Below are 23,394 nucleotides of genomic sequence, written 5' to 3'. Positions count from 1 at the left end.
TAAGGGCGGTTGCGTCCGCTTGTGCAACGCGCGGTGGCCCGCGGGGAGTTCCCGCGGGCCACCGTGTTCGCCGTGTTCGTCGTGCTTTCCGGGCTCGTCGACAGCTCAGGCCTTACGGGCCCGAGTTGTCGTCTTCTTCGCCGGAGTCGCCTTCTTCGTCACCGTGTTGTTGGCGGTCTTCGCCGTCGCCGTCGCCGTCTTCGTCGCCGTCGACTTGGCCGCCACCGCCTTCTTCGTGGCCGTCCTGCGCGGGGCCTTGACCGAGGTGCCGTCGCTGATCCGGTCGGCGCCCAGGATCTCGCGCAGGAACTTGCCGGTGTGGCTGGCGGGGACCCCGGCGATCTCCTCGGGCGTGCCCTCGGCGACGACGAGCCCACCGCCCGCACCGCCCTCGGGGCCCATGTCGACGACCCAGTCGGCGGTCTTGATGACGTCGAGGTTGTGCTCGATGACGATGACCGTGTTGCCCTTGTCGACCAGGCCGGAGAGGACCTTGAGGAGCTTGCTGATGTCCTCGAAGTGGAGACCGGTGGTCGGCTCGTCCAGGACGTACACCGTGCGCCCTGTGGAGCGCTTCTGGAGTTCGCTGGCGAGCTTCACCCGCTGGGCCTCGCCGCCGGACAGGGTCGTGGCGGACTGGCCGAGCCTGACGTAGCCGAGGCCGACGTCGTGCAGGGTGTTGAGGTGGCGGGCGATCGCCGGGACCGCCTCGAAGAAGTGTCTGGCTTCCTCGATCGGCATGTTGAGGATGTCGGCGATGGACTTGCCCTTGTAGTGGACCTCCAGGGTCTCCCGGTTGTAGCGGGCGCCGTGGCAGACCTCGCACGGGACGTACACGTCCGGGAGGAAGTTCATCTCGATCTTGATGGTGCCGTCGCCCGCGCAGTTCTCGCAGCGTCCGCCCTTGACGTTGAAGGAGAAGCGGCCGGGCAGATAGCCCCGCACCTTCGCCTCGACCGTCTCCGCGAAGAGCTTGCGCACGTGGTCGAAGACACCGGTGTACGTCGCCGGGTTGGAGCGCGGGGTGCGGCCGATGGGCGACTGGTCGACGTGCACGACCTTGTCGACGAGGTCGTCGCCGTCCACGCGCGTGTGGCGGCCCGGCACGCTGCGGGCGCCGTTCAGCTCGCGGGCGAGGTGTGTGTACAGGATGTCGTTGACCAGCGTCGACTTGCCGGACCCCGACACCCCGGTGACGGCCGTGAGCACACCCAGCGGGAAGGACACGTCGATGTCCTGGAGGTTGTTCTCGCGGGCACCGTGGACGGTGAGCCTGCGGGACGGGTCCTGCGGGCGCCGGATGTCGGGCAGCGGGATGGCCTTCTTGCCGGACAAGTACTGCCCGGTCATCGACTCGTCGTTGGCGAGCAGTTCCTTCAGGGAGCCGCTGTGCACGACCTTGCCGCCGTGCTCGCCCGCGCCGGGGCCGATGTCGACGATCCAGTCGGCGACCTTGATGGTGTCCTCGTCGTGCTCGACGACGATGAGCGTGTTGCCCATGTCGCGGAGCCGGACCAGGGTTTCGATCAGCCGGTGGTTGTCGCGCTGGTGCAGACCGATGGACGGCTCGTCGAGGACGTACAGGACGCCGACGAGTCCGGAGCCGATCTGGGTCGCGAGGCGGATGCGCTGGGCCTCGCCGCCGGAGAGGGTGCCGGCCGCGCGGTTCAGCGAGAGGTAGTCGAGGCCGACGTCGACCAGGAACTTCAGCCGTTCGTTGACTTCCTTGAGCACCCGCTCGGCGATCTTCTTGTCGCGGGCGTCGAGCTTCAGCTCGGCCAGGAAGTCGGCGCAGTCGCTGATCGACATCGCGGCGACCTCGGCGATGGACCTCTCCATGACCGTGACCGCGAGGACGATCGGCTTGAGGCGGGTTCCCTGGCAGGTGGGGCAGGGCACCTCACGCATGTAGCCCTCGAAGCGCTCCCGGCTGGCGTCGCTCTCGGACTCGCTGTGTCGCCGCTTCACGAACGGGACGGCGCCTTCGAAGGGCGTGGTGTACACCCGCTCACGGCCGTACCGGTTGCGGTAGCGCACCTCGATCTGGGTCTTGTGCCCATGCAGCAGCGCCTTCTTGGCGCGCTGCGGGAGGCCCGCGAAGGGGATGTCGGTGCGGAATCCCAGGGCGTCCGCGAGGGCGGTGACGAGGCGGCCGAAGTAGTCCTTGGTGTGGCCGTGCGACCAGGGGTGGATGGCGCCCTCGTCGAGGGACTTGTCCTCGTCCGGGACGATCAGCTCGGGGTCGACCTCCATGCGCGTGCCGATGCCCGTGCACTCGGGGCAGGCGCCGAAGGGCGAGTTGAAGGAGAAGGAGCGGGGCTCCAGCTCCTCGAAGGACAGGTCGTCGTACGGGCAGTACAGGTGCTCCGAGTACATGCGCTCGCGCTCGGGGTCGTCCTCGGGGAGATCGACGAAGTCGAGCACGACCATGCCGCCGGCGAGGCCGAGGGCGGTCTCCACGGAGTCGGTGAGACGGCGCTTGGCGGTGTCCTTCACCGTGAGGCGGTCGATGACCACCTCGATGGTGTGCTTCTCCTGCTTCTTCAGCGCGGGCGGGTCGGACAGCTGGACCGTCTCGCCGTCCACCCGCGCGCGGGAGTAGCCCTTGGTCTGGAGGTCCGCGAAGAGGTCGACGAACTCGCCCTTGCGCTCGCGCACCAGCGGCGACAGCACCTGGAAGCGGCTTCCCTCCGGCAGCGACAGGACCTTGTCGACGATGGCCTGCGGCGACTGGCGCGAGATGGGGCGACGGCACTCGGGGCAGTGCGGCTTGCCGATGCGCGCGAAGAGCAGGCGCAGATAGTCATAGACCTCGGTGATGGTGCCGACCGTCGAGCGCGGGTTGCGTGAGGTCGACTTCTGGTCGATCGAGACGGCCGGCGAGAGGCCCTCGATGAAGTCGACGTCCGGCTTGTCCATCTGGCCGAGGAACTGGCGGGCGTACGACGAGAGCGACTCGACATAGCGGCGCTGGCCCTCGGCGAAGATCGTGTCGAAGGCCAGGGAGGACTTGCCCGACCCGGACAGGCCCGTGAAGACGATGAGCGAGTCGCGCGGGAGGTCGAGCGAGACATTCTTGAGATTGTGCTCGCGCGCGCCACGGACGATGAGACGGTCGGCCACGCCGGTCCGCACCTTTCTTGAGAGTGGTGACAGGGGCGGGGCCCCCGTGCTTTCTCAGACTAGGGGGAGCCACTGACAACGCCGGTCGGATCCCTGGGTTGGTAACAATCCCCGGCCATCCAGCATGCCCGACGCCACGCCCGACCATATAGCACGCACATTCGATTTACGGGTCCTGGCCGCTACCTTCACCCGAACGTGTGGCGGGGCTATCGTCGGCTCCATGGCTGATCATGTGCGCGACCTGGCATCTGTACGTGACGCGACGGAACGACTGCTCACCGCAGCCGCGAAATTGAACAACGATTCGGTGGCCGAGCCGTCACGACTCCCGGGCTGGACCCGCGGCCATGTCCTCGCCCACCTCGCCCGCAACGCGGACGCTCTCGTGAACGTCTTCGAGGGGCGCCTCATGTACGTCTCCGGGGAGGCGCGTGACGCCGACATCGAGCGCGACGCCCCGCGCCCCCTCGACGTACAGCTGACGGACGTGCGCGAGAGCGCTGCCCGCTTCCAGGAGGCGGGGGCCGCGCCCGCGGACTGGACGCGCACGGTGGAACTGCGCAACGGCGTCACCGACTCCGCCTCCAATGTGCCGTTCCGGCGCTGGGCCGAAGTCGAGTTGCACCACGTGGACCTGGGGATCGGGTACGAGCTGGAGGATCTGCCGGAGGAGTTCGTGGAGCGGGAGATCGACTTTCTCGCCGAGCGCTTCGCGGGGCACCGGAATGTGCCCTCGACGGGCTTGATCACCAGTGAGGGCCGGATCTGGACGACCGGCAGCAGCGCCGAGGGCGGCCCGATCGGCGTCCGGGGCACGGCTGCGGACCTGCTGGGCTGGCTCGCGGGCCGCCGCGAGGGCACCGCGCTGCACGTCGAAGGAGGGGCCCTGCCGTCGCTGCCCCCGCTATAGGCTGAACTCCATGACGTACAGCGGAGCGGTGAAGGTCGGCGGCCCCGCCGATGTGCACGAGTTGCAGGACCTGATGATCACCAAGGTCGCGGTCGGCCCGATGAACAACAACGCCTATCTGCTGCGCTGCCGGGCCACGGACGAGCAGTTGCTGATCGACGCGGCGAACGACGCCCACACGTTGATCACACTGATCGGCGACGACGGCATCGCGTCGCTCGTCACCACGCACCAGCACGGCGACCACTGGCAGGCGCTCGCGGAGGTCGTGGCAGCCACCGGTGCCCGTACGTACGCGGGCCGGGACGACGCCGAGGGCATCCCCGTACCCACCGATGTGCCGGTAGACGACGGGGACACGATCCGCGTGGGGCGCGTGGAACTCACCGCGCGCCACCTGGTCGGACACACGCCGGGCTCGATCGCGCTCGTCTACGACGACCCGCACGGGCACCCTCACGTGTTCACCGGGGACTGCCTCTTCCCCGGTGGCGTCGGCAATACGCGCAAGGACCCCGAGGCCTTCGCCAGCCTGATCCACGACGTGGAGACGAAGATCTTCGACCCGCTCCCGGACGAGAGCTGGATCTATCCGGGACACGGCAACGACACGACCCTGGGTGCGGAGCGGCCCCATCTGCCGGAGTGGCACGCGCGGGGCTGGTGAGCGGGCCGAATCCCGTTCCGGGGGCGCGCAGTTGATGAACGCGCGCCCCGTGTGAAACGAACACACACGCTGGCATCGCGCACGCGCTCCCGGCGTGCGCGCGGGCGCAGTCCACTGGAGGCAGCCCCGCACAGGATGACGGCTCCTGAGCGGCACGGGCCGCCGACCTGTCGATCCCCGCCCTCGGTCGGCGGCCCAGGCGTTCACAGGAGGCGTTCACAAGAACGCAACACGCGTTCCCACTATGCGGACATTTCCGGTCGTGACCTCGACAAATGACACGCTCCGCTGCCACTCTCCCGCCATGCACTCTGCCCCTCACCTGCTGCGCCGCGCAGTATCCGCCGCCACTGTCGCCCTGCTCGCCACCGCTGTCGGCTGTGCCCCGCAGCCGGAGGAGAAGAGCAGCGCCGCGTCCACCGAGTCGGCCGGAAGCACCTGCGCCAAGGGCAAGTTGGCCACCGAGACCTCGGGCAAGCTGACGATCGCCACCGACGAGCCCGCGTACGAGCCGTGGTTCAAGGACGACAAGCCCGCCAATGGCGAGGGCTTCGAGTCGGCGGTCGCGTACGCCGTGGCGAAGCAGCTCGGCTACGACAAGGCGAACGTGGTCTGGCAGAGCGTGCCCTTCAACAAGGCGTTCGCACCCGGGGAGAAGACCTTCGACTTCGACATCAACCAGGTGTCGATCAGCGCCGAGCGCAAGAAGGCCGTGGACTTCTCGTCCGGCTACTACGACGTGCGCCAGGCCGTCATCGCGCTGAAGACCTCCAAGGCCGCGAAGGCGACGAGCATCGCGGACCTCAAGGGCCTCAAGCTGGGCGCCCAGGTCGGCACCACGAGCCTCAACTACATCGAGGACGTGGTGAAGCCGACCGAGGAGCCGGCCGCGTACGCCAAGAACGACCAGGCCAAGTCCGCGCTGCAGAACGGCCAGGTCGACGCCATCGTCGTCGACCTGCCGACCGCCTTCTACATCACCGCCGCCGAGGTGACCGACGCGAAGATCGTCGGGCAGTTCGAGAACCAGGGCGGTACGCCGGAGCAGTTCGGGCTCGTGCTCGACAAGGGCAGTGCGCTCACCTCGTGCGTGACGTCCGCGGTGGACGCCCTGCGCAAGGACGGCACGCTCGCCTCGATCGAGAAGCAGTGGCTGTCGGACGCCGTCGACGCTCCGGTGCTCAAGTGACCGCAGTGAAGGAGGAGTCCGGGCAGGAGGACCCGGGCGACATGCCGGACCGGGGCGACGGTTACGTCCCCTCGCAGCGGCGGATCGACCGTGAGCGGTTCAAGCGCACCCGCGCGCGCCGCGCCACGTCGATCGCCGCGGTGTCCACCCTGGTCACCGGGGTCGTCCTCTACCTGATAGTCGTCAACGCGCCGGGCTGGCCGCGCACCAAGGAGACGTTCTTCAACGCGCAGTACGCGCGCGAGGCGTTCCCCAAGGTCCTCGAAGGGCTGTGGCTCAACGTACGGCTGCTGCTGATCTGCGGCGTCGCGGTGCTCGTCCTGGGCATGCTGATCGCGATCGCCCGTACGCTGCGCGGCCCGGTGTTCTTCCCGGTGCGCGCGCTGGCCGCCGCGTACACGGACTTCTTCCGCGGCCTCCCGCTGATCATCAACCTGATGATCGTCGTCCTGGGTGTCCCGGCGCTGCGGCTCCAGGGCATCACCGTGGACCCGGTGCTCCTGGGCGGTACGGCGCTGACGCTGACGTATTCGGCGTACGTCGCCGAGGTGTTCCGGGCCGGCATCGAGTCCGTGCACCCGTCGCAACGGGCGGCGGCGCGCTCGCTCGGGCTGACCAACCGGCAGGCGCTGCGGCACGTCGTACTGCCGCAGGCCGTTCGACGCCAGGTGCCGCCGCTGCTGAACGACCTGGTGTCGCTGCAGAAGGACACCGGGCTCGTGTCGATCGGCGGCGCGGTGGACGCCGTCCGCGCGGCCGACATCATCGTGGGCCGCAGCCTCAACTACACGCCGTACATCGTCGCGGGACTGGTCTTCGTGGCGCTGACCATCCCGATGACCCGCTTCACCGACTGGGTGACGGCCCGGATGGACCGGCAGCGGGCGCAGGGAGGAACACTGTGAGCAACATCCCCGGCCGCGTCCCCGAGGGCTCCTCCCCCGTGCTGCGTATGGAGTCCGTGCGCAAGACGTTCGGCGAGACGGTCGTCCTGCGGGACGTCGATCTGGAGGTCGCCTCCCACACGGTGACCGCCCTGATCGGCGCGTCCGGCTCCGGCAAGTCCACGCTGCTGCGGTGCGCGAACCTGCTGGAGGACATCGACGACGGCGCGATCTGGCTGGACGGCGAGGAGATCACCGATCCGCGGACCGACCAGGACGCCGTGCGCCGCCGGATCGGCGTGGTCTTCCAGGCGTACAACCTCTTTCCGCACATGACCGTCCTGGAGAACATCACCCTCGCCCCGCGCCGGGTGCACGGCGTGAACCGCGCGGAGGCCGAGCAGCACGCCCGTGAGCTGCTGGAGCGGCTCGGGCTGGGCGCGAAGGCCGGCGAGTATCCGGACCGGCTGAGCGGCGGGCAGCAGCAGCGGGCCGCGATCGTCCGCGCCCTGGCCGTACGCCCCCGGCTGCTCCTCCTCGACGAGATCACCGCGGCCCTCGACCCGGAACTCGTGGGCGAGGTCCTCGCCGTCGTCCGGGATCTGAAGGGCGAGGGCATGACGATGGTGCTGGCCACCCACGAGATGGGCTTCGCCCGCGATGTCGCGGACCAGGTGTGCTTCCTGGAGGGCGGTGTGGTCCTGGAACGCGGCACGGCGGACCAGGTGTTCGGCGATCCGCAGCAGGAGCGTACGCAGCAGTTCCTGCGGCGGATCGTGGAGGCGGGGCGGCTGTAGGACCGGTTGTGGCCTCTCGTCACGCCTCCGCGGTCGCCGCTCTCACCAGCGCGGCGACCCGCTCCACCCCGAACACGTATCCCTGCACACCGCACCCCGCGATGACGCCGTCGGCGCGCAGGGAGACGTACGAGTGGTGCCGGAACGTCTCGCGCTGGTGGATGTTGGAGATGTGGACCTCCAGCACCGGCAGGCCGTCGCAGGTGTTGAGCGCGTCCAGGATCGCGACGGACGTGTGGGAGTAGGCGCCGGGGTTGATGACGATGCCGGCGTGGTTGAGGCGTGCCTCCTGGATCCAGTCGACCAACTCGCCCTCGTGGTTGGACTGACGGAAGTCCACCGTGCCGCCGTGCCCGGCCGCCGCCTTGGCGCACAGGGCCTCGACGTCGGCGAGCGTGTCGGAGCCGTAGATCTCCGGCTGGCGCTGGCCCAGGAGGTTCAGATTGGGCCCGTTGAGAATCATGATCGGGGCGTTGGCGAGGGTGCGGGGCACGGTTCCTCCGGTCCGTTCGGGGGTGACGGCCCGTCGAGGACCGCTGCTCAGCCCCGGTTTATCACGGTGCACTGACAGTGCGGTGGCCCGTACGCTCCCGGCATGACGACCCCCGCGTATCCGCCCAGGCCCGCACCCGGCGACCGCATCGCCGTCATCTCGCCCGGCGCCGCCCTCCCCGGGCTCTTTCCTCGCCCCCACGAACTGGGGCTGGAGCGACTGCGCAAGGAGTTCGAGCTCGAACCGGTCGAGTATCCGGCGACCCGGAAGATGGGTTCGACGCCTCAGGAGCGCGCCGACGACATCCACGCCGCGTTCTCCGATCCGGACGTCAAGGCGGTCATCGCGTCGATCGGCGGCGACGACCAGATCACCGTGCTGCCGTTCCTGGACCGGGAGTTGATCAGGGCGAACCCGAAGCCGTTCTTCGGGATGAGCGACAACACCTGCCTGCTGGCGTACCTGTACAACACCGGGATCGTCGGCTTCCACGGCGCGACCGTGATGACGGCACTGGGGCGTCCCGTGGCCATGGACCCGCTGACCGCAGAGTCCCTGCGGGCCGCCCTGTTCACCTCGGGCGAGTACGAACTGCGGCCCGCCGAGCGCTGGAACGACGTCGACCGCGACTGGGCAGACCCCGCGACCTTCGACAGCGAGCCGGAGACCCGGCCCGGCACCGGCTGGACCTGGCAGAACGCCGACCGCGTGGTGGAGGGCCGCAGTTGGGGCGGCTGTCTGGAGATCGTCGCCTGGCTGCTGATGGCCGACCGCGAGATCTCCCACGATCTGACGGAGTACGACGGCGGCGTGCTGTTCCTGGAGACCTCCGAGGAGTTGCCGAACGGGGAGGAGGTCTTCCGCATCCTGCGCAACATGGGCGAGCGCGGTCTGCTCCAACGCTTCTCCGCGCTGCTGATGGCCCGCGCGAAGACCTGGTCCTTCGAGCGCCCCAACAGCCCCGGGGAGAGCGCCCGTTACGCCGCCGAGCAGCGGGAGGCGGTCCAACGCGCGCTGCGCGCCTACGCTCCCGGCATGATGGCCGTCTTCGACGTGGACTTCGGGCACACGGACCCGCAGATCGTCATCCCCTATGGAGGGTCGGTACGGGTGGACGGCCTCGACCGGCGCATCACCGTGACGTACTGATCCGGATCGGCCCCCGCACGCCCCCGTAACGCGTGGTCACCGTGGGTAGTTGACCCGGCATGCACGATGTACGCACGGTAAAGGCGCCTTCCATGGTGCGGCTGGCCACGGCCTCGCTCGCGGGGACGGCCATCGAGTTCTACGACTTCTTCGTCTACGGCACCGCGGCCGCGCTGGTTCTGGGGCCACTGTTCTTCCCGACGTTCTCGCCCCTGGCCGGGACGCTGGCCGCCTTCGGGACGTTCGGGGTGGGCTTCGTCGCCCGGCCGCTGGGGTCGGTGCTGTTCGGGCACATCGGGGACCGGCGCGGGCGGCGCCCCGTCCTCGTCGCCTCGCTGCTGCTGACCGGTGCGTCGACGGTCGCGGTCGGCTGCGTACCGACGTACGAGTCGATCGGCATGGCCGCTCCCGTACTCCTCCTGGTGCTGCGTTTCCTCCAGGGGCTGGGGCTCGGCGGGGAGTGGGGCGGGGCGGTCCTGCTGACCGCGGAGCACGCGCCCGCCGAACGGCGCGCCCTGTGGGCGAGCTTCCCGCAGATCGGCCCCGCGGTGGGCTTCCTGCTCGCCAACGGCGTGATGCTGGCGCTGTCGGCGTCGCTCACGGAGGCGCAGTTCGCCTCGTGGGGGTGGCGGGTGCCGTTCTGGGCGGCCGGGGTGCTCGCGGTGGCGGGGCTGTGGCTGCGTTCGTCGCTCGCGGAGAGCCCGAGTTTCCTGGAGATCGACGACCACGCGCGCGTGCCGCTCGCCGAGGTGGTGCGCGACCATTGGCGGCTGGTCCTGCTGACGGCGGGCGCGCTCGCGGTCGGCTACGCGGTGTTCTACGCGGTGACGACCTGGTCCCTCGCCTACGGGACGGAACGGCTCGGCGTCAGCCGCACCGTCATGCTGGCCTGCATCATGGCCGCGGTGGTGGTCAAGGGCGCTCTGACACCGGTGGCGGCTCTCCTCGGGGACCGTTACGGCCGCCGCCCGCTGTGCCTCACGGGCTGTGCCGTCGCCGCTCTGTGGATGTGCCCGATGGTCGCGCTGCTGTCGACGGGCGAACCGCTGCCGATGTTCCTCGGCTTCCTGGTCGCGATGATCGCGTTCGTGACGATGTTCGCGGTGATCGCCGCCTATCTCCCGGAGCTGTACGAGCCCCGCGTACGGTGCACGGGCGCCGCGGTCGGCTACAACCTCGGCGGGGTTCTCGGCGGCGCGCTCACGCCGATCGTGGCAACGGCGCTCGCGGAGGGTGGGGGCCGGGTCCCGTGGGGCGTGGGCGTGTATCTGACGGGGATCGCGCTGTTCAGCCTGGGGTGCTTCGCGCTGCTGCCGGAGACCCGGCCGGTGCCCCGCCTCGCCGCCGTACCGGCCACGGAGTGAACGGAGTGGCCTGTGACGGTGGTCAGGGGTTGATCGCCAGCTCCAGGTAGGCCGCGAACAGCACCAGATGTACGCCTCCCTGGAGCGGCGTGGCCCGCCCGGGCACCACCGTCAGCGAACCCACCACCACGGTCAGGGCGAGCAGCACCATGTGCGTGGCGCCCAGGCCGAGGACCAGCGGCCCGGAGAGCCAGACGGACGCCAGGGCCACGGCCGGGATGGTCAGGCCGATGCTGGCCATCGCGGACCCGAGGGCGAGGTTGAGGCTGGTCTGCACCCGGTCGCGGCGCGCGGAGCGCAGGGCGGCGATGGTCTCGGGAAGCAGCACGAGCAGGGCGATGATCACACCGACGACGGCATGCGGCAGGTCCGCCGCCTCCACTCCGTCCTCGATGGTGGGCGACACTCCCTTCGCGAGGCCGACCACACCGATCAGCGCCAGGCCCAGCATTCCCAGGCTGGCCCGGGCGTCGCGGGCGGTCGGGAGCTGCGCGTGGCCGTCCGCGGTGATGACCTCGCCCTGCCGGGTGATCGGCAGGAAGTAGTCGCGGTGCCGCACGGTCTGGGTCGCCACGAACAGGCCGTACAGAGTCAGTGAGGCGAGCGCGGCGAAGGTGAGCTGGGCGGTGGAGAACTCGGGGCCCGGCTTGCTGGTGGTGAACGTCGGCAGCACCAGGCTGAGCGTGGCCAGCGTCGCGACCGTCGCGAGGGCGGCGCCGGTGCCCTCCGGGTTGAAGACCGCGGTCCCGTGGCGGAGCGAGGCCGTGAGCAGGCTCAGTCCGACGATGCCGTTGCAGGTGATCATCACGGCCGCGAAGACGGTGTCCCTGGCCAGGGTGGAGCTCTTGTCCCCGCCGTCGGCCATCAGCGTGACGATCAGGGCGACCTCGATGATCGTGACGGCGACGGCCAGCACGAGCGAGCCGAACGGTTCACCTACGCGGTGCGCGATCACCTCGGCGTGGTGCACGGCGGCCAGCACCGCTCCCGCGAGGACCAGCGTCACCAGCCCGACAACGACACCGGGAAGGTCGCGTCCCCACGTGAACACGAGCAGGACGACCGCGGCCACCGGCACGACGGCCGTCCACCGCGTCACGAGCGACCGCAGCCGGACGATCATTCAGCGATCGTCGCAGAGGGACCCGGGCCCCGCATGCGCACGCCGGCTCCGCGCCCGCCCCTCAGACCGGGCTCGACAGCCGGTCCTGAGCACTGCCCCGCGCACCGTGCTCCCGACGAACCATCGGGAGCAGTGGTCGGCAATTCGCCGCTCACCGCTCCCGATGTGGTTGCTCCTGCGTCCGGCGCGGTCAGGCGCCGATGCTGTCCTTCGGAGCGCCTTCGCTCTCCTCCTGCGCCGCCTCGGCCGCCGCCTGCTTCTTGGAAGCGATCAGGCTGGTGATCGTGGTGACGATCAGGACCGCGCAGATCACGCCGAGAGAGACCGGTATGGAGATCTCCGGGACATGGACACCCGACTCGTGCAGCGCGTGCAGCACCAGCTTCACCCCGATGAAGCCGAGGATGACCGACAGGCCGTACGAGAGGTGGACCAGCTTCTTCAGCAGACCGCCGATGAGGAAGTACAGCTGGCGCAGACCCATCAGCGCGAACGCGTTGGCGGTGAAGACGATGTACGGGTCCTGGGTCAGGCCGAAGATCGCCGGGATCGAGTCGAGGGCGAAGAGGACGTCCGTGGTACCGATCGCGAGCATCACGACCAGCATCGGCGTCATGACGCGCTTGCCGTTCTGCTCGATCCACAGCTTGGTGCCGTGGTAGCGGTCGGCCACTCCGAACCGCTTCTCGGCAGCCTTGAGCAGCCTGTTCTCCTCGAACTCCTCGTCCTCGTCGTCGGTACGCGCCTCCTGGATCAGCTTCCAGGCGGTCCAGATGAGGAAGGCACCGAAGATGTAGAACACCCACGCGAAGCTCGCGAGGATCGCGGCGCCGGCGGCGATGAATATCGCGCGCAGGACGAGCGCTATGAGGACACCGACGAGGAGCACTCGCTGCTGGTACTGCGAGGGCACCGCGAACTTCGCCATGATCAGGACGAAGACGAAGAGGTTGTCGACACTCAGCGACTTCTCGGTGATGAAGCCCGCGAAGAACTCGCCACCGGCCTCACCGCCGCCGAACACGAGCAGCCCGAGGCCGAAGAGCCCGGCCAGGGCGATCCAGACGACCGTCCAGATCCCGGCTTCCTTGATCGATACGTCGTGGGGCTTGCGCCCGATGAAGAAGTCCACCGCGATCAGAGCGGCGAGACCCACGATGGTCAGGACCCAAAGGGTCGGGGAAACATCCACTGCGCCTCCGGCAGTACGTAACGGCAAATTTCAGCGTCGTCGCTACCGGAGGTCTCTTCCACCCGCGACAACCCGGCTCCTTCACGCCCGGTGCCTGCGGGCCGACGCCCCGGGATCTGGATTGATCCGTATTGACGGGTACGCCGCAGCAGGTAGGGAGTACTCCCCTCCGTTACGGAGAACAGTACCCCAATCACCAAGGAAAGGTAAAGAGATTGGTAAAAGAAAACCCAAATACGCAGGTCAGATGGCTTTACCGATGCTTGGTGAAGTGCTTGCGGGTGTCAGCGGTTCCATGAGCGGCGGGCCGCCGCGACCTGGCTGAGCACCTGCTGGAGCACCTGGCTGCCCTGCGGCACGACCGACGGCTCGTACGTCCACGCGTGACCGACCCACGGGTCGGCAAGGTGGTCGTCGGGCACCGGGGTGAGTCGCAGAAGCGAACGCCAGAGGGGGTCGAGCAACGGCCCGTAGGCGGCCGCGTCCTCGCGGTCGGCGACCATCATCAGGTGGACGCCGACGGCCGGGCCCTCGTCCGCGAGATAGCGCAGCTGGGTCACCGCCCGGTCGTCGAAACCGTGCGGGAAGTCGTTGACGATCAACAGCTGCTGAGCGGTGTCGAGATCGGGCGGCAGCGAGTCGGCCGCGCCGGCGCGCACCGCCATCTGCACCAGGTCGACGCGCTGGGTCAGCCGGCCCAGAACGTCCGTGACACCCGCGGCCCCGGCGGCGGGCGGACCAGCTAGCACACCGGTCCCCACGAGCGGTGCCAGAGCCTGGGCGCCCGCGCCTGCCGGGTCGATGACGTGCACGGCGAATTCGCCCGCCGGATGGACGGCCAGCAGCCGGGCCGCGTGCATCACCGCCGTGTCCATCGCGAGCCGGCGCAGCTCGTCGGAGTCGACGAGCGAGCCGTCGGGCGACTCACCGCTGTCGATCCACAGACCGCGCTCCAAGGGCAGCCGGACGAGCATCGGGATGCTCAGGTCAACGCTCTCGGGCAGCCGCAGGTCGCCCAGCCGCAGCGCCATGGGCATCTCCATCGGCACGCGGTAGCCACGCCAGACAGGGCTGTCCCAGCGTGCGTACGCCAGGGGCAGCGCGGGCTCGACGACCTCGGCCTCGGCGGTGAGCTGGGCGAGGTCGCGGTCGAGGGCGGCGCGGGCCTGGTCGACGAGCTGGGCGTGCTTGGCGCGGGCCGCTTCCCGTGCGCCGTCGCCCTGGCCGCCGAGCCGGTTGCGGGGATCGGCCAGTGCCCGGTCGATCTCCTGCTCCAGGCGCGAGTCGGCGAAGTCGACGGCGCTGCGGTACGCGGCGGCGGTGCGCGCCAGGTCCTCGAACATGCCCCAGACCTGGTTGTAGAGCCGCTCGTCCATGGACCACCCGGTCGCGTCACCCGCGACGGGCCGCGACGGCTGTCCGGGCTGGACCGGGGGTGGTGCGGTCGGCGGCGCCGGTGACGGAGCTGCCGTACGGCGGCCGGGATGGCTGTAGTTGAGCGGGCCGGCGGCTTGTGTGGCTCCCCCGGCGTGGCCCGCCTGGGGCGAGGCGTCCGGTTGGCCGGCCTGCGCCGGGGTGTTCTGCGGGCCCTCGACCCCGTACGGCGATGAGGGCTGCGGGGAGGCAGGGCCGCCCTGAACCACGGAACCGGCCTGCTCCGGTGTGCCGGGAGGCGGGGTGTCCTGCGGCCCCTGAGCCGCGTACGGCGCGGGGGCGGGGGATGCCGTCCGGCGGGTGCGGTCGCTGTCCGGCGTACGGGGTGGCGGGGGTGCCACCGAGCGGGAGTGGGCCTGGGACACCGCCTCGTTGATCGTGTCCGCGAGGCGGCGGGCCTCGGGGAGGCCCTGGTCGGTGAGGAGTTCGGCTAGGCCGCCGGAGTACCCCTGGCCGATGGCGCGCACCTTCCAGGTGTCCTGTCTGCGGTACAGCTCCAGGGCGACGACGGCCGACTCCGCCTCCAGGCCCGTGATCGTGTAGCTGGCGACCTCGGCACCGTCGAGCCCGGTGACGGCGACGAAGGGGGCGGCCACGGCGCCGAAACGGGCCGGGCCGCCCACGCCGGACGGCAGGGCGAGCAGCACGCTGATCCGGTGCACGGAGTCCGGCATGGCGCCCAGGTCCACGGCGAGCCGGTGGTCGGCGGCCGCCTGCTTGGAGACCTCCAGGCCGGGGAGCGTGGGGGCACCGGGGTGGGCCACCCACTCGACGCCGTGGACCTTGCCCTGTTCGTCGCCGATCGTGGCCCCCGCCACGATCGGCGCACCGGCCGAGATCCGCACTTCGAGGCGGACCTGGGAGAGCGGATGGTTCTGCCCCCGGACCAGCTCGGCCGTCATCGCCTTCGTCCCCCCGTGTCGTTCTCTCTTGCTTCTGTGGGCTGCGCGGGCCCGGTTACAGGTGCGGCAGGATCGCCGGCATCAGGTCCTGGAAGGTACGGCCGTTGGCCGGGGTACCGAGGGCCGTCATCTGCCAGCCCGTGCCCGCGCGGTGCACCTTCGCCATGATCTGGGCCGTGTACTGGCCGCCGCCGTCCAGGGTGTAGCGGGCGAGTTCGTCGCCGTTGGTCTCGTCGACCAGTCGGCAGAACGCGTTCTGCACCTCCTGGAACGTCTGGCCCGTGAAGGAGTTCACGGTGAAGACGATCTGGTCGATGTGGACCGGCACTCGCGGCAGGTCGACGAGGATCGCCTCGTCGTCACCGCCCTGGCCGACACCGCCGACGAGGTTGTCGCCGGTGTGCCGCACCGAGCCGTCGTCGCTCACGAGGTGGCGGAAGAACACGACGTCGACGGGCTGCTTGTCGGCGAAGAGCACGGCGGAGGCATCGAGGTCGATCTCCCGTGTGCGCGAGCCGAACAGGCCGCGCCGGGGAGCCGCCTGCCAGCCGAGGCCCATCCGCACCGCGGTTAGGGTGCCCCCGTCGCTCTTCTGCAGGTTGATGGCCTGACCCTTGGTCAGATTGACGCTGCCACTGGGCGTTCCGCCCTTGGATACGTCCACCACGCGCTGTTCCCCTCTCGAACCGATCCCCTGTTGCCGCGGGGTCCGCGGATGACGTGAACCCTACGCAGGAGCACTGACAGTGCCGAAGCCTCGGGCGCACTTTGTGTCGGTGTTGCAACACTGCGCGTACGACGCAGCTCATCGACGCCGGCCGGAGTGCCCGACCGCTGCGGCGGCCGGCACCCCGTGTGCCCTGTGCGGCGGTCAGGCCAGGCCCGCCTCCTTCATCTGCCGCAGTTCCTTCTTCATCTCCGACACCTCGTCGCGCAGCCGGGCGGCGATCTCGAACTGGAGGTCGGCCGCGGCGGCGCGCATGCGTGCCGTCATCTCCTCGATCTGACCGGCGAGTTCGGCAGCGGGACGGTCGGTCGGCACCGTCTGCCCGGCCTTGCCCTTGCCGGCCCCGGCTCCCTTGGCCGCCTTGCCGCCGAGCGCGGGCACCGGGGCCTTGGCGCCCTTGCCGTCCTTCGACTTGCGGTAGCCCGAGCCGAGGAGCTGTTCCGTGTCGACGTCCTCGCGGGCGATCTGCGCGACGATGTCGTTGATCTTCTTGCGGAGCGGCTGCGGGTCGATGCCCCGCTCCTTGTTGTACGCGACCTGCTTCTCCCGGCGGCGGTTGGTCTCCTCGATGGCCTTCTCCATCGCCGGGGTGATCTTGTCCGCGTACATATGGACCTGGCCGGACACATTGCGCGCCGCGCGGCCGATGGTCTGGATCAGGGAGGTGCCGGAGCGCAGGAAGCCCTCCTTGTCGGCGTCGAGGATCGACACCAGGGACACCTCGGGGAGGTCGAGGCCCTCCCGGAGGAGGTTGATGCCGACCAGGACGTCGAACTCACCGGAACGCAGTTCGCGCAGCAGCTCGACCCGGCGCAGGGTGTCGACGTCGCTGTGCAGATAGCGGACCTGGATGCCGAGTTCCAGGAAGTAGTCGGTGAGGTCCTCGGCCATCTTCTTGGTGAGCGTGGTGACCAGGACGCGCTCGTCCTTCTCGGCGCGCGTGCGGATCTCGTGCACCAGGTCGTCGATCTGGCCTTCGGTGGGCTTGACGACGACCTCGGGGTCGATGAGGCCGGTGGGGCGGATGATCTGCTCGACGTAGCCGTCGCCCCGGGACAGCTCGTACTTCCCGGGGGTCGCCGACAGGTAGACGGTCTGTCCGATGCGCTTCTGGAACTCCTCCCATTTCAGGGGGCGGTTGTCCAGTGCGGAGGGCAGCCGGAAGCCGTGGTCGACGAGGGTGCGCTTGCGGGACGCGTCGCCCTCGTACATGGCGCCGATCTGCGGGACCGTGTTGTGCGACTCGTCGATGACGAGCAGGAAGTCTTCTGGGAAGTAGTCGATCAGGGTGTTCGGGGGCGAGCCGGGGAGGCGGCCGTCGAAGTGCATCGAGTAGTTCTCGACCCCGGAGCAGGAGCCGATCTGGCGGAGCATCTCGAGGTCGTACGTCGTCCGCATCCTCAGGCGCTGGGCCTCCAGGAGCTTGCTCTGCTTCTCCAGTTCGGCGAGGCGTTCGCCGAGTTCCTTCTCGATGTCGTTGACGGCCCGCGCCATGCGCTCCGGTCCTGCCACGTAGTGGGTGGCCGGGAAGACGTACATGTGCTCGTCTTCGCTGATGATCTCGCCGGTGAGCGGGTGGAGGGTGGAGAGGGCCTCGATCTCGTCGCCGAACATCTCGATGCGGACGGCCAGTTCCTCGTAGACCGGGAAGATCTCGATGGTGTCGCCGCGCACGCGGAACGTGCCGCGGGTGAAGGCCAGGTCGTTGCGGGTGTACTGGATGTCGACGAAGCGGCGCAGCAGCTGGTCCCGGTCGATCTCCTCGCCGACCTTGAGAGTGACCATCCGGTCCACGTACTCCTGGGGAGTACCGAGGCCGTAGATGCAGGACACGGAGGCGACCACGATGACGTCCCGCCGGGTGAGCAGCGAGTTGGTCGCGGAGTGGCGCAGGCGTTCGACCTCCTCGTTGATCGAGGAGTCCTTCTCGATGTAGGTGTCCGACTGCGGGACGTACGCCTCGGGCTGGTAGTAGTCGTAGTACGAGACGAAGTACTCGACGGCGTTGTTCGGGAGGAGTTCCCGGAACTCGTTCGCCAGCTGGGCGGCCAGGGTCTTGTTCGGCGCCATGACGAGCGTGGGGCGCTGGAGCTTCTCGATCATCCACGCGGTGGTGGCGGACTTGCCGGTGCCGGTCGCGCCGAGGAGCACGACGTCCTTCTCACCTGCTTCGATGCGCCGAGTCAGCTCGGCGATGGCCGCCGGCTGGTCGCCGCTCGGCTGATAGGGGCTGACGACCTCGAAGGGCGCCACCGTGCGTTCGATCTTGGAAACTGGCCGCATGGCATCCACCGTACGACCACCCACTGACAACGGGTCCTGATCACCGGTTCTGCGGGGTGCGGGAGCTGCGGTGTCCGTGCCGCTGGCCGGGGCGCTGCGGGGGGCGTCGGCCGGGGTGCGGGACGGCGGGGTGGGCCGGGATGCCGGGCTTGTTGTCGGCGGGGCGCCGGTCGGACTTGCCCATGATCATCAGCGGGTCGAACATCACGACGACGCCGGCCAGCAGGAGGAAGGCGAGCGGGCCGATCATCAGGGGGGCGAGGAGGCTCGCGGGCGAGTCGCCGTCGGGGCTCCCGGTCGTGGTGTGGAGGTGGACCCTCAGGGCGGCCATGCCCGTGTAGTGCATGCCGCTGACGGCGAGTCCCATGACGAGGCTGGCGCCCACGCTCCACAGGAAGCCGCGGATCTGTCCGGCCGCCCACAGGGCGGCGGTGGCGGCCACGACGGCTATCACGACGGAGGCGGCGACGGTGAAGGTGTTGTACTCCAGCTTCCCGTTGAGGCGCATTCCGGCCATGCCCAGGTAGTGCATGGACGCTATGCCGAGGCCTGTGATGGTGCCCCCGGTGAACAGTGCGGTTCCGCTCGCGCCCCGGTAGCCGACGATGAAGATCCCGATGCCGACCATGAGGATGGCGACGCCCAGACTGGCGAAGGTCAGCCACATGTCGTAGTTGATCGGGGTCTCCTTGACCTTGAACCCCATCATCGCGACGAAGTGCATGGTCCATATGCCGGAGCCGATCGCGGCGGAGCCGAGCGCCAGCCACCCTGGTCGCCACGACTGGGCGACCAGCATGGATCTGGTGGTGCAGCGCAGGCCCAGCGCACCGCCCAGGCAGGCCATGACGTAGGCCACCAGCGGTGTGACGAGTCCGTAGCTGAATCCGTCGACCGTGCCCTGCATGTGCGGCTGCCCTTCCGCCCTGTTGCGTCCCGTAATTCCCTGAAATGCGCCCCCGCCCCAGAACCGGCCAGCGGTCAGGGTTGTGGCAGAGAGTATGACTGCCTCCGGAAGGGTCGAACGATTTTCCGGCAAAGAAACACGGCCTTGCCCCACTTGTGCGGCAGGAGTGTGCGGACTCGGGCAACTCCGTTCAATGTGTGTCTGTGCCGCACCTCTCTTTCCGTTGTCCCTCCGCTGTCACTCGCGGCACGTCCGCGCCCGCTCGGCACCCGCGCACCGGGCGTTGTCAGTGGTGGGTCGTACGGTGGGGCGCATGGACAGCGATGGGCGGGACGAGCGGCGGGACCCGGGGAACCGGCAGCAGGTCGTGTGGGCGGTTGTCGGCACCGACATCGGTCCGCTGCTGCTGGCCGCGACGCATGAGGGTTTGGTGAACGTGGTGTTCCACGCCACGGAGCCGGAGCGCGAGAAAGCTGTCGAACGGCTCGCCTCCCGGCTGGGCGCGGAGCCCGTCGAGGCGCCCGGATCCCCGCTGCTGGCCGAGGCGACAGCCCAGTTCGAGGCGTACTTCGCGGGCAAGCGGCACGATTTCGAGCTGCCGCTCGACTGGTCCCTGATCTCCGGCTTCAACCGGCAGGTGCTGCGCGAACTGGCGTCCGGTGTGCCGTACGGCACGGTCGTCGGGTACGGCGACCTGGCCGGCCGGGTCGGCCAGCCCGGCGCGGCCCAGGCGGTGGGCGCGGCGATGGGCGCCAATCCGCTGCCGGTCGTGGTGCCGTGCCATCGGGTCGTGGAGAGCGACGGCGGCCTCGGCGGGTTCGGGGGCGGGCTGGAGACCAAGCGGAAGCTGCTCGCGCTCGAAGGGGTGTTGCCCGAGCCGCTGTTCTGAGAGAGGTTCCGCAGGGGAACGGAACGCTGGGGGAAGCAGGGGGGATCGCACCAGTGACCACATCTTCCGCCCGCGCGGGCGGGGAACTGGCCGTGCTGCGGCGCCGGATCTCCGGCGTGCTGGTCGCGAGCCAGATTCTCGGCGGGCTCGGGGTGGCCACCGGCGTCGCGCTGGCCTCCGTCCTGGCCCAGCGGATCAGCGGTACGGAGTCGCTGTCCGGGCTCGCGCCCACCGCGATGGTCGCGGGCACCGCGATCGCCTCCCTGCCGCTGGCGGCACTGATGACCGCGCGCGGGCGGCGGCCCGGGCTGGTCCTGGGCTATCTCGTCGGCGCCCTGGGGGCGGGAGTCGTCGTGATCGCGTCGGTCGTCGACAACTTTCCGCTGCTGCTCTGCGGCATGGCCGGGTTCGGCGCGGCCTCGTCGGCGAATCTGGGGGCGCGGTTCGCGGCCGCCGATCTCGCCGAGCCGGACCGGCGGGCCCGCGCGATCTCGAACGTGGTGTGGGCGACCACCATAGGGGCGGTCCTCGGGCCGAACATCGCCGCTCCGGCGGGGCGCAGTGTGTCCGGACTCGGGATACCCGAGACGGCGGGCCCCTTCCTGTGGGCGGCCGGGATCTTCCTGGTCGCGGCGGTGACGGTGGCCGTCCTCCTGCGCCCGGATCCGCTGCTCACGGCCCGGTCACTCGCCCCGGTGGAGGAGCGGTCGGCCGAGGGCCGGTCCCTGCGCGCGGGCCTCGCCGCCGTCACCGCCTCGCCGCGTGCCCGGCTCGCACTGGTGACGGTGGCCATGTGCCACACGGCCATGGTCTCGGTGATGTCGATGACCCCGGTCGCACTCGGGCACCACGGCGCGGGCATCGATCTGATCGGGCTGGTCATCAGCGGTCACATCGCGGGCATGTACGCGTTCTCGCCGCTCATGGGGCGGTTGTCCGACCGGGTCGGGCGGCTGTCCGGCATCGGTCTCGCCGTGGGGCTGCTTGCCTGCGCCGCGTTCCTCGCGGGCACGGCCGACGGCAGTCACGGCCGCACCGCGACGGGGCTCTTCGTCCTGGGGCTGGGCTGGTCGGCCGGGCTGGTCTCCGGGTCCGCCCTGCTCACGGACTCCGTGCCGGAGGCCGCGCGCGCCGCCGCTCAGGGGCTGTCCGACCTCGTCATGAACACCTCGGCGGGCCTCGGCGGGGCGGCCTCCGGGCTCGTGATGGCGCAGGCAGGCTACGGATGGCTGAATCTCGCCGCCGCCTGCCTGCTGATACCCGTGGGCGCGCTGGCGCTGTTCACGCGGAACGGCCTGCGGCGGGTCCGGGACGCGACAGCGGGCGGCTGAACCGGTTCGCGCCGGTCCTCGCGCCAGGGCCTGTCGTCACATTCCCGTCGTCCGCCCGAAGGGCGGGCCTCGCGGCGCCAGGTGCGTGCTCTCGGCGTGCCGGACGCGGGCCCTCGTACTGGTTGTACGTGGGCCTGTGTCCGGTGCGGCGAGTGGGGGCACCTCCCACGCCCTTAAGGCAGTGGGGGAGCGTGCATGGCACCGCGAGGCAGGCGGGAATTTGACGACAGGCCCTAGGCCGGTGCGCGCTGCCGCCGGGCGGGCGGCTCGGGCTGTACGGGTTCGGCGGCAGCGCCCATCTGTGCGCGCAGGTCGCGCTCGCCGAGGGCGCCAGGGTGCATGTCCTGACCCGGGACCCGGCCGCGCGGCGGCTGGCGCTCGCGCTCGGCGCGGCCTCGGCGCAGGGGGCGTACGACCCGCCCCCGGAGCCGCTGGACAGCGCGATCCTGTTCGCGCCGGTCGGCGACCTCGTACCAGTGGCGCTGCGGGCGCTCGACCGGGGCGGGGTGCTGGCGGTCGCGGGCATCCATCTGAGCGACATCCCGCCACTGCGCTACGACACCGACCTGTTCTACGAGAAGGAGCTGCGCAGCGTCACCTCCAACACCCGCGAGGACGCGCGTGAGTTCCTGTCGCTGGCCGCGCTGCACGGCGTACAAGCGACCACACACACCTATCCGCTGTCGCGGGCGCCGGAGGCGTTGCGGGATCTCAAGGGCGGGCGGTTCGACGGGGCGGCGGTGCTGGTCAATGACCTGGGGTAGGGCGCGGCAGTAGCACACCCCTGCGGTCTGATAATTTCATCGGCGCTTGTCTCCTTGGCCCCTCCCTCAACTTCAGGTGTCCCGATGTCCGCTGCACGGGTGCGTCGCCTCGCGACGCGGCATGCCCGCGGCGGGCTCCCGCATCTGCTGGGCGTCCTGGTTCTCGTCCTCGCGACGTTCGCGTTCTCCTGCGCCGGCTCGCTGCCCTCGCCGGACGCCGGGCCGTCGCGGTCGACGTCGGCGCACCTCGTGCACGCGGCCGACCGGGATCCCTGCCAGGAGGGCCCGCTCCACGGCTGCCACACCCCGGGCCACCACGGTGTCCTCAACCACGCGCCCTTCATCGGCGCGGACCGGGCCGCCGCCCTGGACCAGCTGAGCACCGCGCCCGCCCGGCGCGCTCTCGGCCCGTCCCGGATCCCGGGCAGCGCCCGCCCTCCCGACCTCCACGAGCTGCAACTGCTCAGGGTCTAGGCCGAGTTCGGGCCCGCACCCGCCGGCCCGGCCCGTTCGGCCCCGACCACGATCATCACCCCAGTTCGCAGCGCCGTGCCCGGAGACGGTACGGCCCGGAGAAGGACATCCCATGGGTACATCCAATGCCAAGGCGAAGACCGCGGCCCGCCGCGCCCACATGGAAGAACTGCGCAAGGCCGAGCAGGCCCGCGAGCGCCGCATGCGGCTGCTCACGCTCGGCGCGACCGCCGTCATCCTCGTCGGCCTGGCCGGCGGCGGCTGGCTCCTGATCGACTCCGCCCAGGACAAGGAGGAGGCGAAGGCCGCCCCGATATCGGGCGTGAAGAGCTGGTCCAAGCTCACCCAGAACCACGTCGACACGGCCGTCACCTACAAGATGAGCCCGCCCGTCGGCGGCGACCACAACCAGGTGTGGGTGAACTGCGACCGGCAGGTCTACACGAAGGCCGTCCCCAACGAGAACGCGGTGCACGCCCTCGAACACGGCGCCGTCTGGATCACGTACAACGACAAGGCGGCCAAGGCCGACGTCGAGACCCTGTCCGAGCGCGTGACCAACACGTCCTACACCTTCATGAGCCCGTACGAGGACCAGTCGTCGCCGATCGTGCTGAGCGCCTGGGAGCACCAGCTCAAGGTGGACAAGGCCTCGGACCCGAGGGTCTCGAAGTTCCTCGACAAGTACGTCCAGGGCGAGCAGACGCCCGAGCCCGGTGCCGCGTGCACCAACGGCATGACGCCGTGAACTGAGCGCCGGGCGCGGGGCGTTCCCACCGGACGCCCCGC

General features: G+C 70.0%; 19 protein-coding genes and 1 pseudogene. 12 read left to right on the top strand and 8 right to left on the bottom strand.

All coding sequences use genetic code 11. From position 1 onward, the window contains the following. Positions 1-105 precede the first annotated feature (105 nt). Positions 106-3,123 carry an excinuclease ABC subunit UvrA gene (gene uvrA / locus ACWCRB_RS23545; protein ID WP_450997916.1) on the bottom strand — a complete coding sequence of 1,006 codons (3,018 nt, stop codon included), beginning with the start codon at positions 3,121-3,123 and terminating at the stop codon, positions 106-108. A gap of 223 nt (positions 3,124-3,346) precedes the next feature. Here uvrA and ACWCRB_RS23540 point away from each other — a divergent pair, with 223 nt between their 5' ends. From ACWCRB_RS23540 to ACWCRB_RS23520, 5 genes are all read left to right on the top strand, one after another. Further along, positions 3,347-4,036: a maleylpyruvate isomerase family mycothiol-dependent enzyme gene (locus ACWCRB_RS23540; protein ID WP_450997915.1), complete on the top strand. Its 690-nt coding sequence runs from the start codon at positions 3,347-3,349 to the stop codon at positions 4,034-4,036. Between the two features lie 10 nt (positions 4,037-4,046). Continuing rightward, complete coding sequence (locus tag ACWCRB_RS23535) at positions 4,047-4,703, top strand: MBL fold metallo-hydrolase (protein WP_450997914.1); 657 nt, start codon at positions 4,047-4,049, stop codon at positions 4,701-4,703. Positions 4,704-5,007: 304 nt separating this feature from the next. After that, positions 5,008-5,892 (top strand): ABC transporter substrate-binding protein, encoded by an 885-nt coding sequence (locus ACWCRB_RS23530; protein WP_450997913.1) that lies wholly within the window; start codon positions 5,008-5,010, stop codon positions 5,890-5,892. Further along, positions 5,889-6,797: an amino acid ABC transporter permease gene (locus tag ACWCRB_RS23525; protein ID WP_369033697.1), complete on the top strand. Its 909-nt coding sequence runs from the start codon at positions 5,889-5,891 to the stop codon at positions 6,795-6,797. Before ACWCRB_RS23530 ends, ACWCRB_RS23525 begins: the two co-directional genes overlap by 4 nt. 47 nt (positions 6,798-6,844) lie before the next feature. Next, the gene (locus ACWCRB_RS23520) at positions 6,845-7,573 is read left to right on the top strand and encodes an amino acid ABC transporter ATP-binding protein (protein WP_450997928.1); all 729 of its coding nucleotides are present in this window, start codon (positions 6,845-6,847) and stop codon (positions 7,571-7,573) included. Positions 7,574-7,592: 19 nt separating this feature from the next. On the opposite strand, the gene aroQ is transcribed toward ACWCRB_RS23520, so the two are convergent. Next, positions 7,593-8,066 carry a type II 3-dehydroquinate dehydratase gene (aroQ, locus tag ACWCRB_RS23515; protein ID WP_450997912.1) on the bottom strand — a complete coding sequence of 158 codons (474 nt, stop codon included), beginning with the start codon at positions 8,064-8,066 and terminating at the stop codon, positions 7,593-7,595. A 102-nt stretch (positions 8,067-8,168) separates the two neighbouring features. Here aroQ and ACWCRB_RS23510 point away from each other — a divergent pair, with 102 nt between their 5' ends. Continuing rightward, positions 8,169-9,215: a S66 family peptidase gene (locus ACWCRB_RS23510; RefSeq protein WP_450997911.1), complete on the top strand. Its 1,047-nt coding sequence runs from the start codon at positions 8,169-8,171 to the stop codon at positions 9,213-9,215. A 59-nt stretch (positions 9,216-9,274) separates the two neighbouring features. Then, complete coding sequence (locus ACWCRB_RS23505; protein WP_450997910.1) at positions 9,275-10,579, top strand: MFS transporter; 1,305 nt, start codon at positions 9,275-9,277, stop codon at positions 10,577-10,579. Positions 10,580-10,601: 22 nt separating this feature from the next. Here ACWCRB_RS23505 and ACWCRB_RS23500 read toward each other — a convergent pair whose 3' ends face one another. From ACWCRB_RS23500 to ACWCRB_RS23475, 6 genes are all read right to left on the bottom strand, one after another. Further along, positions 10,602-11,702, bottom strand: coding sequence for a calcium:proton antiporter (locus tag ACWCRB_RS23500; RefSeq protein WP_450997909.1), 1,101 nt, complete (start codon positions 11,700-11,702; stop codon positions 10,602-10,604). Between the two features lie 190 nt (positions 11,703-11,892). Continuing rightward, complete coding sequence (locus ACWCRB_RS23495) at positions 11,893-12,894, bottom strand: TerC/Alx family metal homeostasis membrane protein (protein ID WP_389350012.1); 1,002 nt, start codon at positions 12,892-12,894, stop codon at positions 11,893-11,895. A gap of 284 nt (positions 12,895-13,178) precedes the next feature. Further along, entirely contained in the window at positions 13,179-15,230 is a 2,052-nt protein-coding gene (locus tag ACWCRB_RS23490; protein ID WP_450997908.1) for a TerD family protein, read from the bottom strand. Between the two features lie 55 nt (positions 15,231-15,285). Beyond that, positions 15,286-15,852 carry a TerD family protein gene (locus ACWCRB_RS23485; protein ID WP_450997927.1) on the bottom strand — a complete coding sequence of 189 codons (567 nt, stop codon included), beginning with the start codon at positions 15,850-15,852 and terminating at the stop codon, positions 15,286-15,288. 249 nt (positions 15,853-16,101) lie between these two features. Further along, a complete protein-coding gene (gene uvrB, locus ACWCRB_RS23480) occupies positions 16,102-18,240 on the bottom strand; it encodes an excinuclease ABC subunit UvrB (RefSeq protein WP_450997907.1) in 2,139 nt (712 codons plus the stop codon). A gap of 40 nt (positions 18,241-18,280) precedes the next feature. Next, the gene (locus ACWCRB_RS23475) at positions 18,281-19,147 is read right to left on the bottom strand and encodes an MHYT domain-containing protein (RefSeq protein WP_450997906.1); all 867 of its coding nucleotides are present in this window, start codon (positions 19,145-19,147) and stop codon (positions 18,281-18,283) included. Positions 19,148-19,460: 313 nt separating this feature from the next. On the opposite strand from ACWCRB_RS23475, the gene ACWCRB_RS23470 reads away from it, so the two are divergent. The 5 genes and pseudogenes from ACWCRB_RS23470 (at position 19,461) to ACWCRB_RS23450 (ending at position 23,353) form a co-directional block, all read left to right on the top strand. Next, positions 19,461-20,036, top strand: a complete 576-nt coding sequence (locus ACWCRB_RS23470; RefSeq protein ID WP_450997905.1) for a methylated-DNA--[protein]-cysteine S-methyltransferase — start codon at positions 19,461-19,463, stop codon at positions 20,034-20,036. A gap of 53 nt (positions 20,037-20,089) precedes the next feature. Continuing rightward, the gene (locus ACWCRB_RS23465) at positions 20,090-21,367 is read left to right on the top strand and encodes an MFS transporter (RefSeq protein ID WP_450997904.1); all 1,278 of its coding nucleotides are present in this window, start codon (positions 20,090-20,092) and stop codon (positions 21,365-21,367) included. Between the two features lie 227 nt (positions 21,368-21,594). Continuing rightward, positions 21,595-22,131, top strand: a pseudogene (locus ACWCRB_RS23460) (zinc-binding alcohol dehydrogenase family protein); the annotation flags it as partial. A gap of 84 nt (positions 22,132-22,215) precedes the next feature. Continuing rightward, entirely contained in the window at positions 22,216-22,605 is a 390-nt protein-coding gene (locus tag ACWCRB_RS23455) for a hypothetical protein (RefSeq protein ID WP_450997903.1), read from the top strand. 112 nt (positions 22,606-22,717) lie between these two features. Continuing rightward, complete coding sequence (locus ACWCRB_RS23450; protein WP_450997902.1) at positions 22,718-23,353, top strand: DUF3105 domain-containing protein; 636 nt, start codon at positions 22,718-22,720, stop codon at positions 23,351-23,353. The last annotated feature ends 41 nt before the right edge of the window (positions 23,354-23,394 follow it).

Source organism: Streptomyces sp. NPDC002156, assembly GCF_053593675.1.
Note: the sequence above shows the minus strand (reverse complement) of the source record. Positions and strands in the feature narration are given on the sequence as shown.

Excerpts from the sequence above, each read along its gene's own strand:
- ACWCRB_RS23540 (WP_450997915.1), top strand. The coding sequence starts at position 3,347 with ATGGCTGATCATGTGCGCGACCTGGCATCTGTACGTGACGCGACGGAA.
- ACWCRB_RS23535 (WP_450997914.1), top strand. The coding sequence starts at position 4,047 with ATGACGTACAGCGGAGCGGTGAAGGTCGGCGGCCCCGCCGATGTGCAC.
- ACWCRB_RS23530 (WP_450997913.1), top strand. The coding sequence starts at position 5,008 with ATGCACTCTGCCCCTCACCTGCTGCGCCGCGCAGTATCCGCCGCCACT.
- ACWCRB_RS23520 (WP_450997928.1), top strand. The coding sequence starts at position 6,845 with ATGGAGTCCGTGCGCAAGACGTTCGGCGAGACGGTCGTCCTGCGGGAC.
- ACWCRB_RS23510 (WP_450997911.1), top strand. The coding sequence starts at position 8,169 with ATGACGACCCCCGCGTATCCGCCCAGGCCCGCACCCGGCGACCGCATC.
- ACWCRB_RS23505 (WP_450997910.1), top strand. The coding sequence starts at position 9,275 with ATGCACGATGTACGCACGGTAAAGGCGCCTTCCATGGTGCGGCTGGCC.
- ACWCRB_RS23500 (WP_450997909.1), bottom strand. The coding sequence starts at position 11,702 with ATGATCGTCCGGCTGCGGTCGCTCGTGACGCGGTGGACGGCCGTCGTG.
- ACWCRB_RS23490 (WP_450997908.1), bottom strand. The coding sequence starts at position 15,230 with ATGACGGCCGAGCTGGTCCGGGGGCAGAACCATCCGCTCTCCCAGGTC.
- uvrB (WP_450997907.1), bottom strand. The coding sequence starts at position 18,240 with ATGCGGCCAGTTTCCAAGATCGAACGCACGGTGGCGCCCTTCGAGGTC.
- ACWCRB_RS23475 (WP_450997906.1), bottom strand. The coding sequence starts at position 19,147 with ATGCAGGGCACGGTCGACGGATTCAGCTACGGACTCGTCACACCGCTG.
- ACWCRB_RS23470 (WP_450997905.1), top strand. The coding sequence starts at position 19,461 with ATGGACAGCGATGGGCGGGACGAGCGGCGGGACCCGGGGAACCGGCAG.
- ACWCRB_RS23455 (WP_450997903.1), top strand. The coding sequence starts at position 22,216 with ATGTCCGCTGCACGGGTGCGTCGCCTCGCGACGCGGCATGCCCGCGGC.
- ACWCRB_RS23450 (WP_450997902.1), top strand. The coding sequence starts at position 22,718 with ATGGGTACATCCAATGCCAAGGCGAAGACCGCGGCCCGCCGCGCCCAC.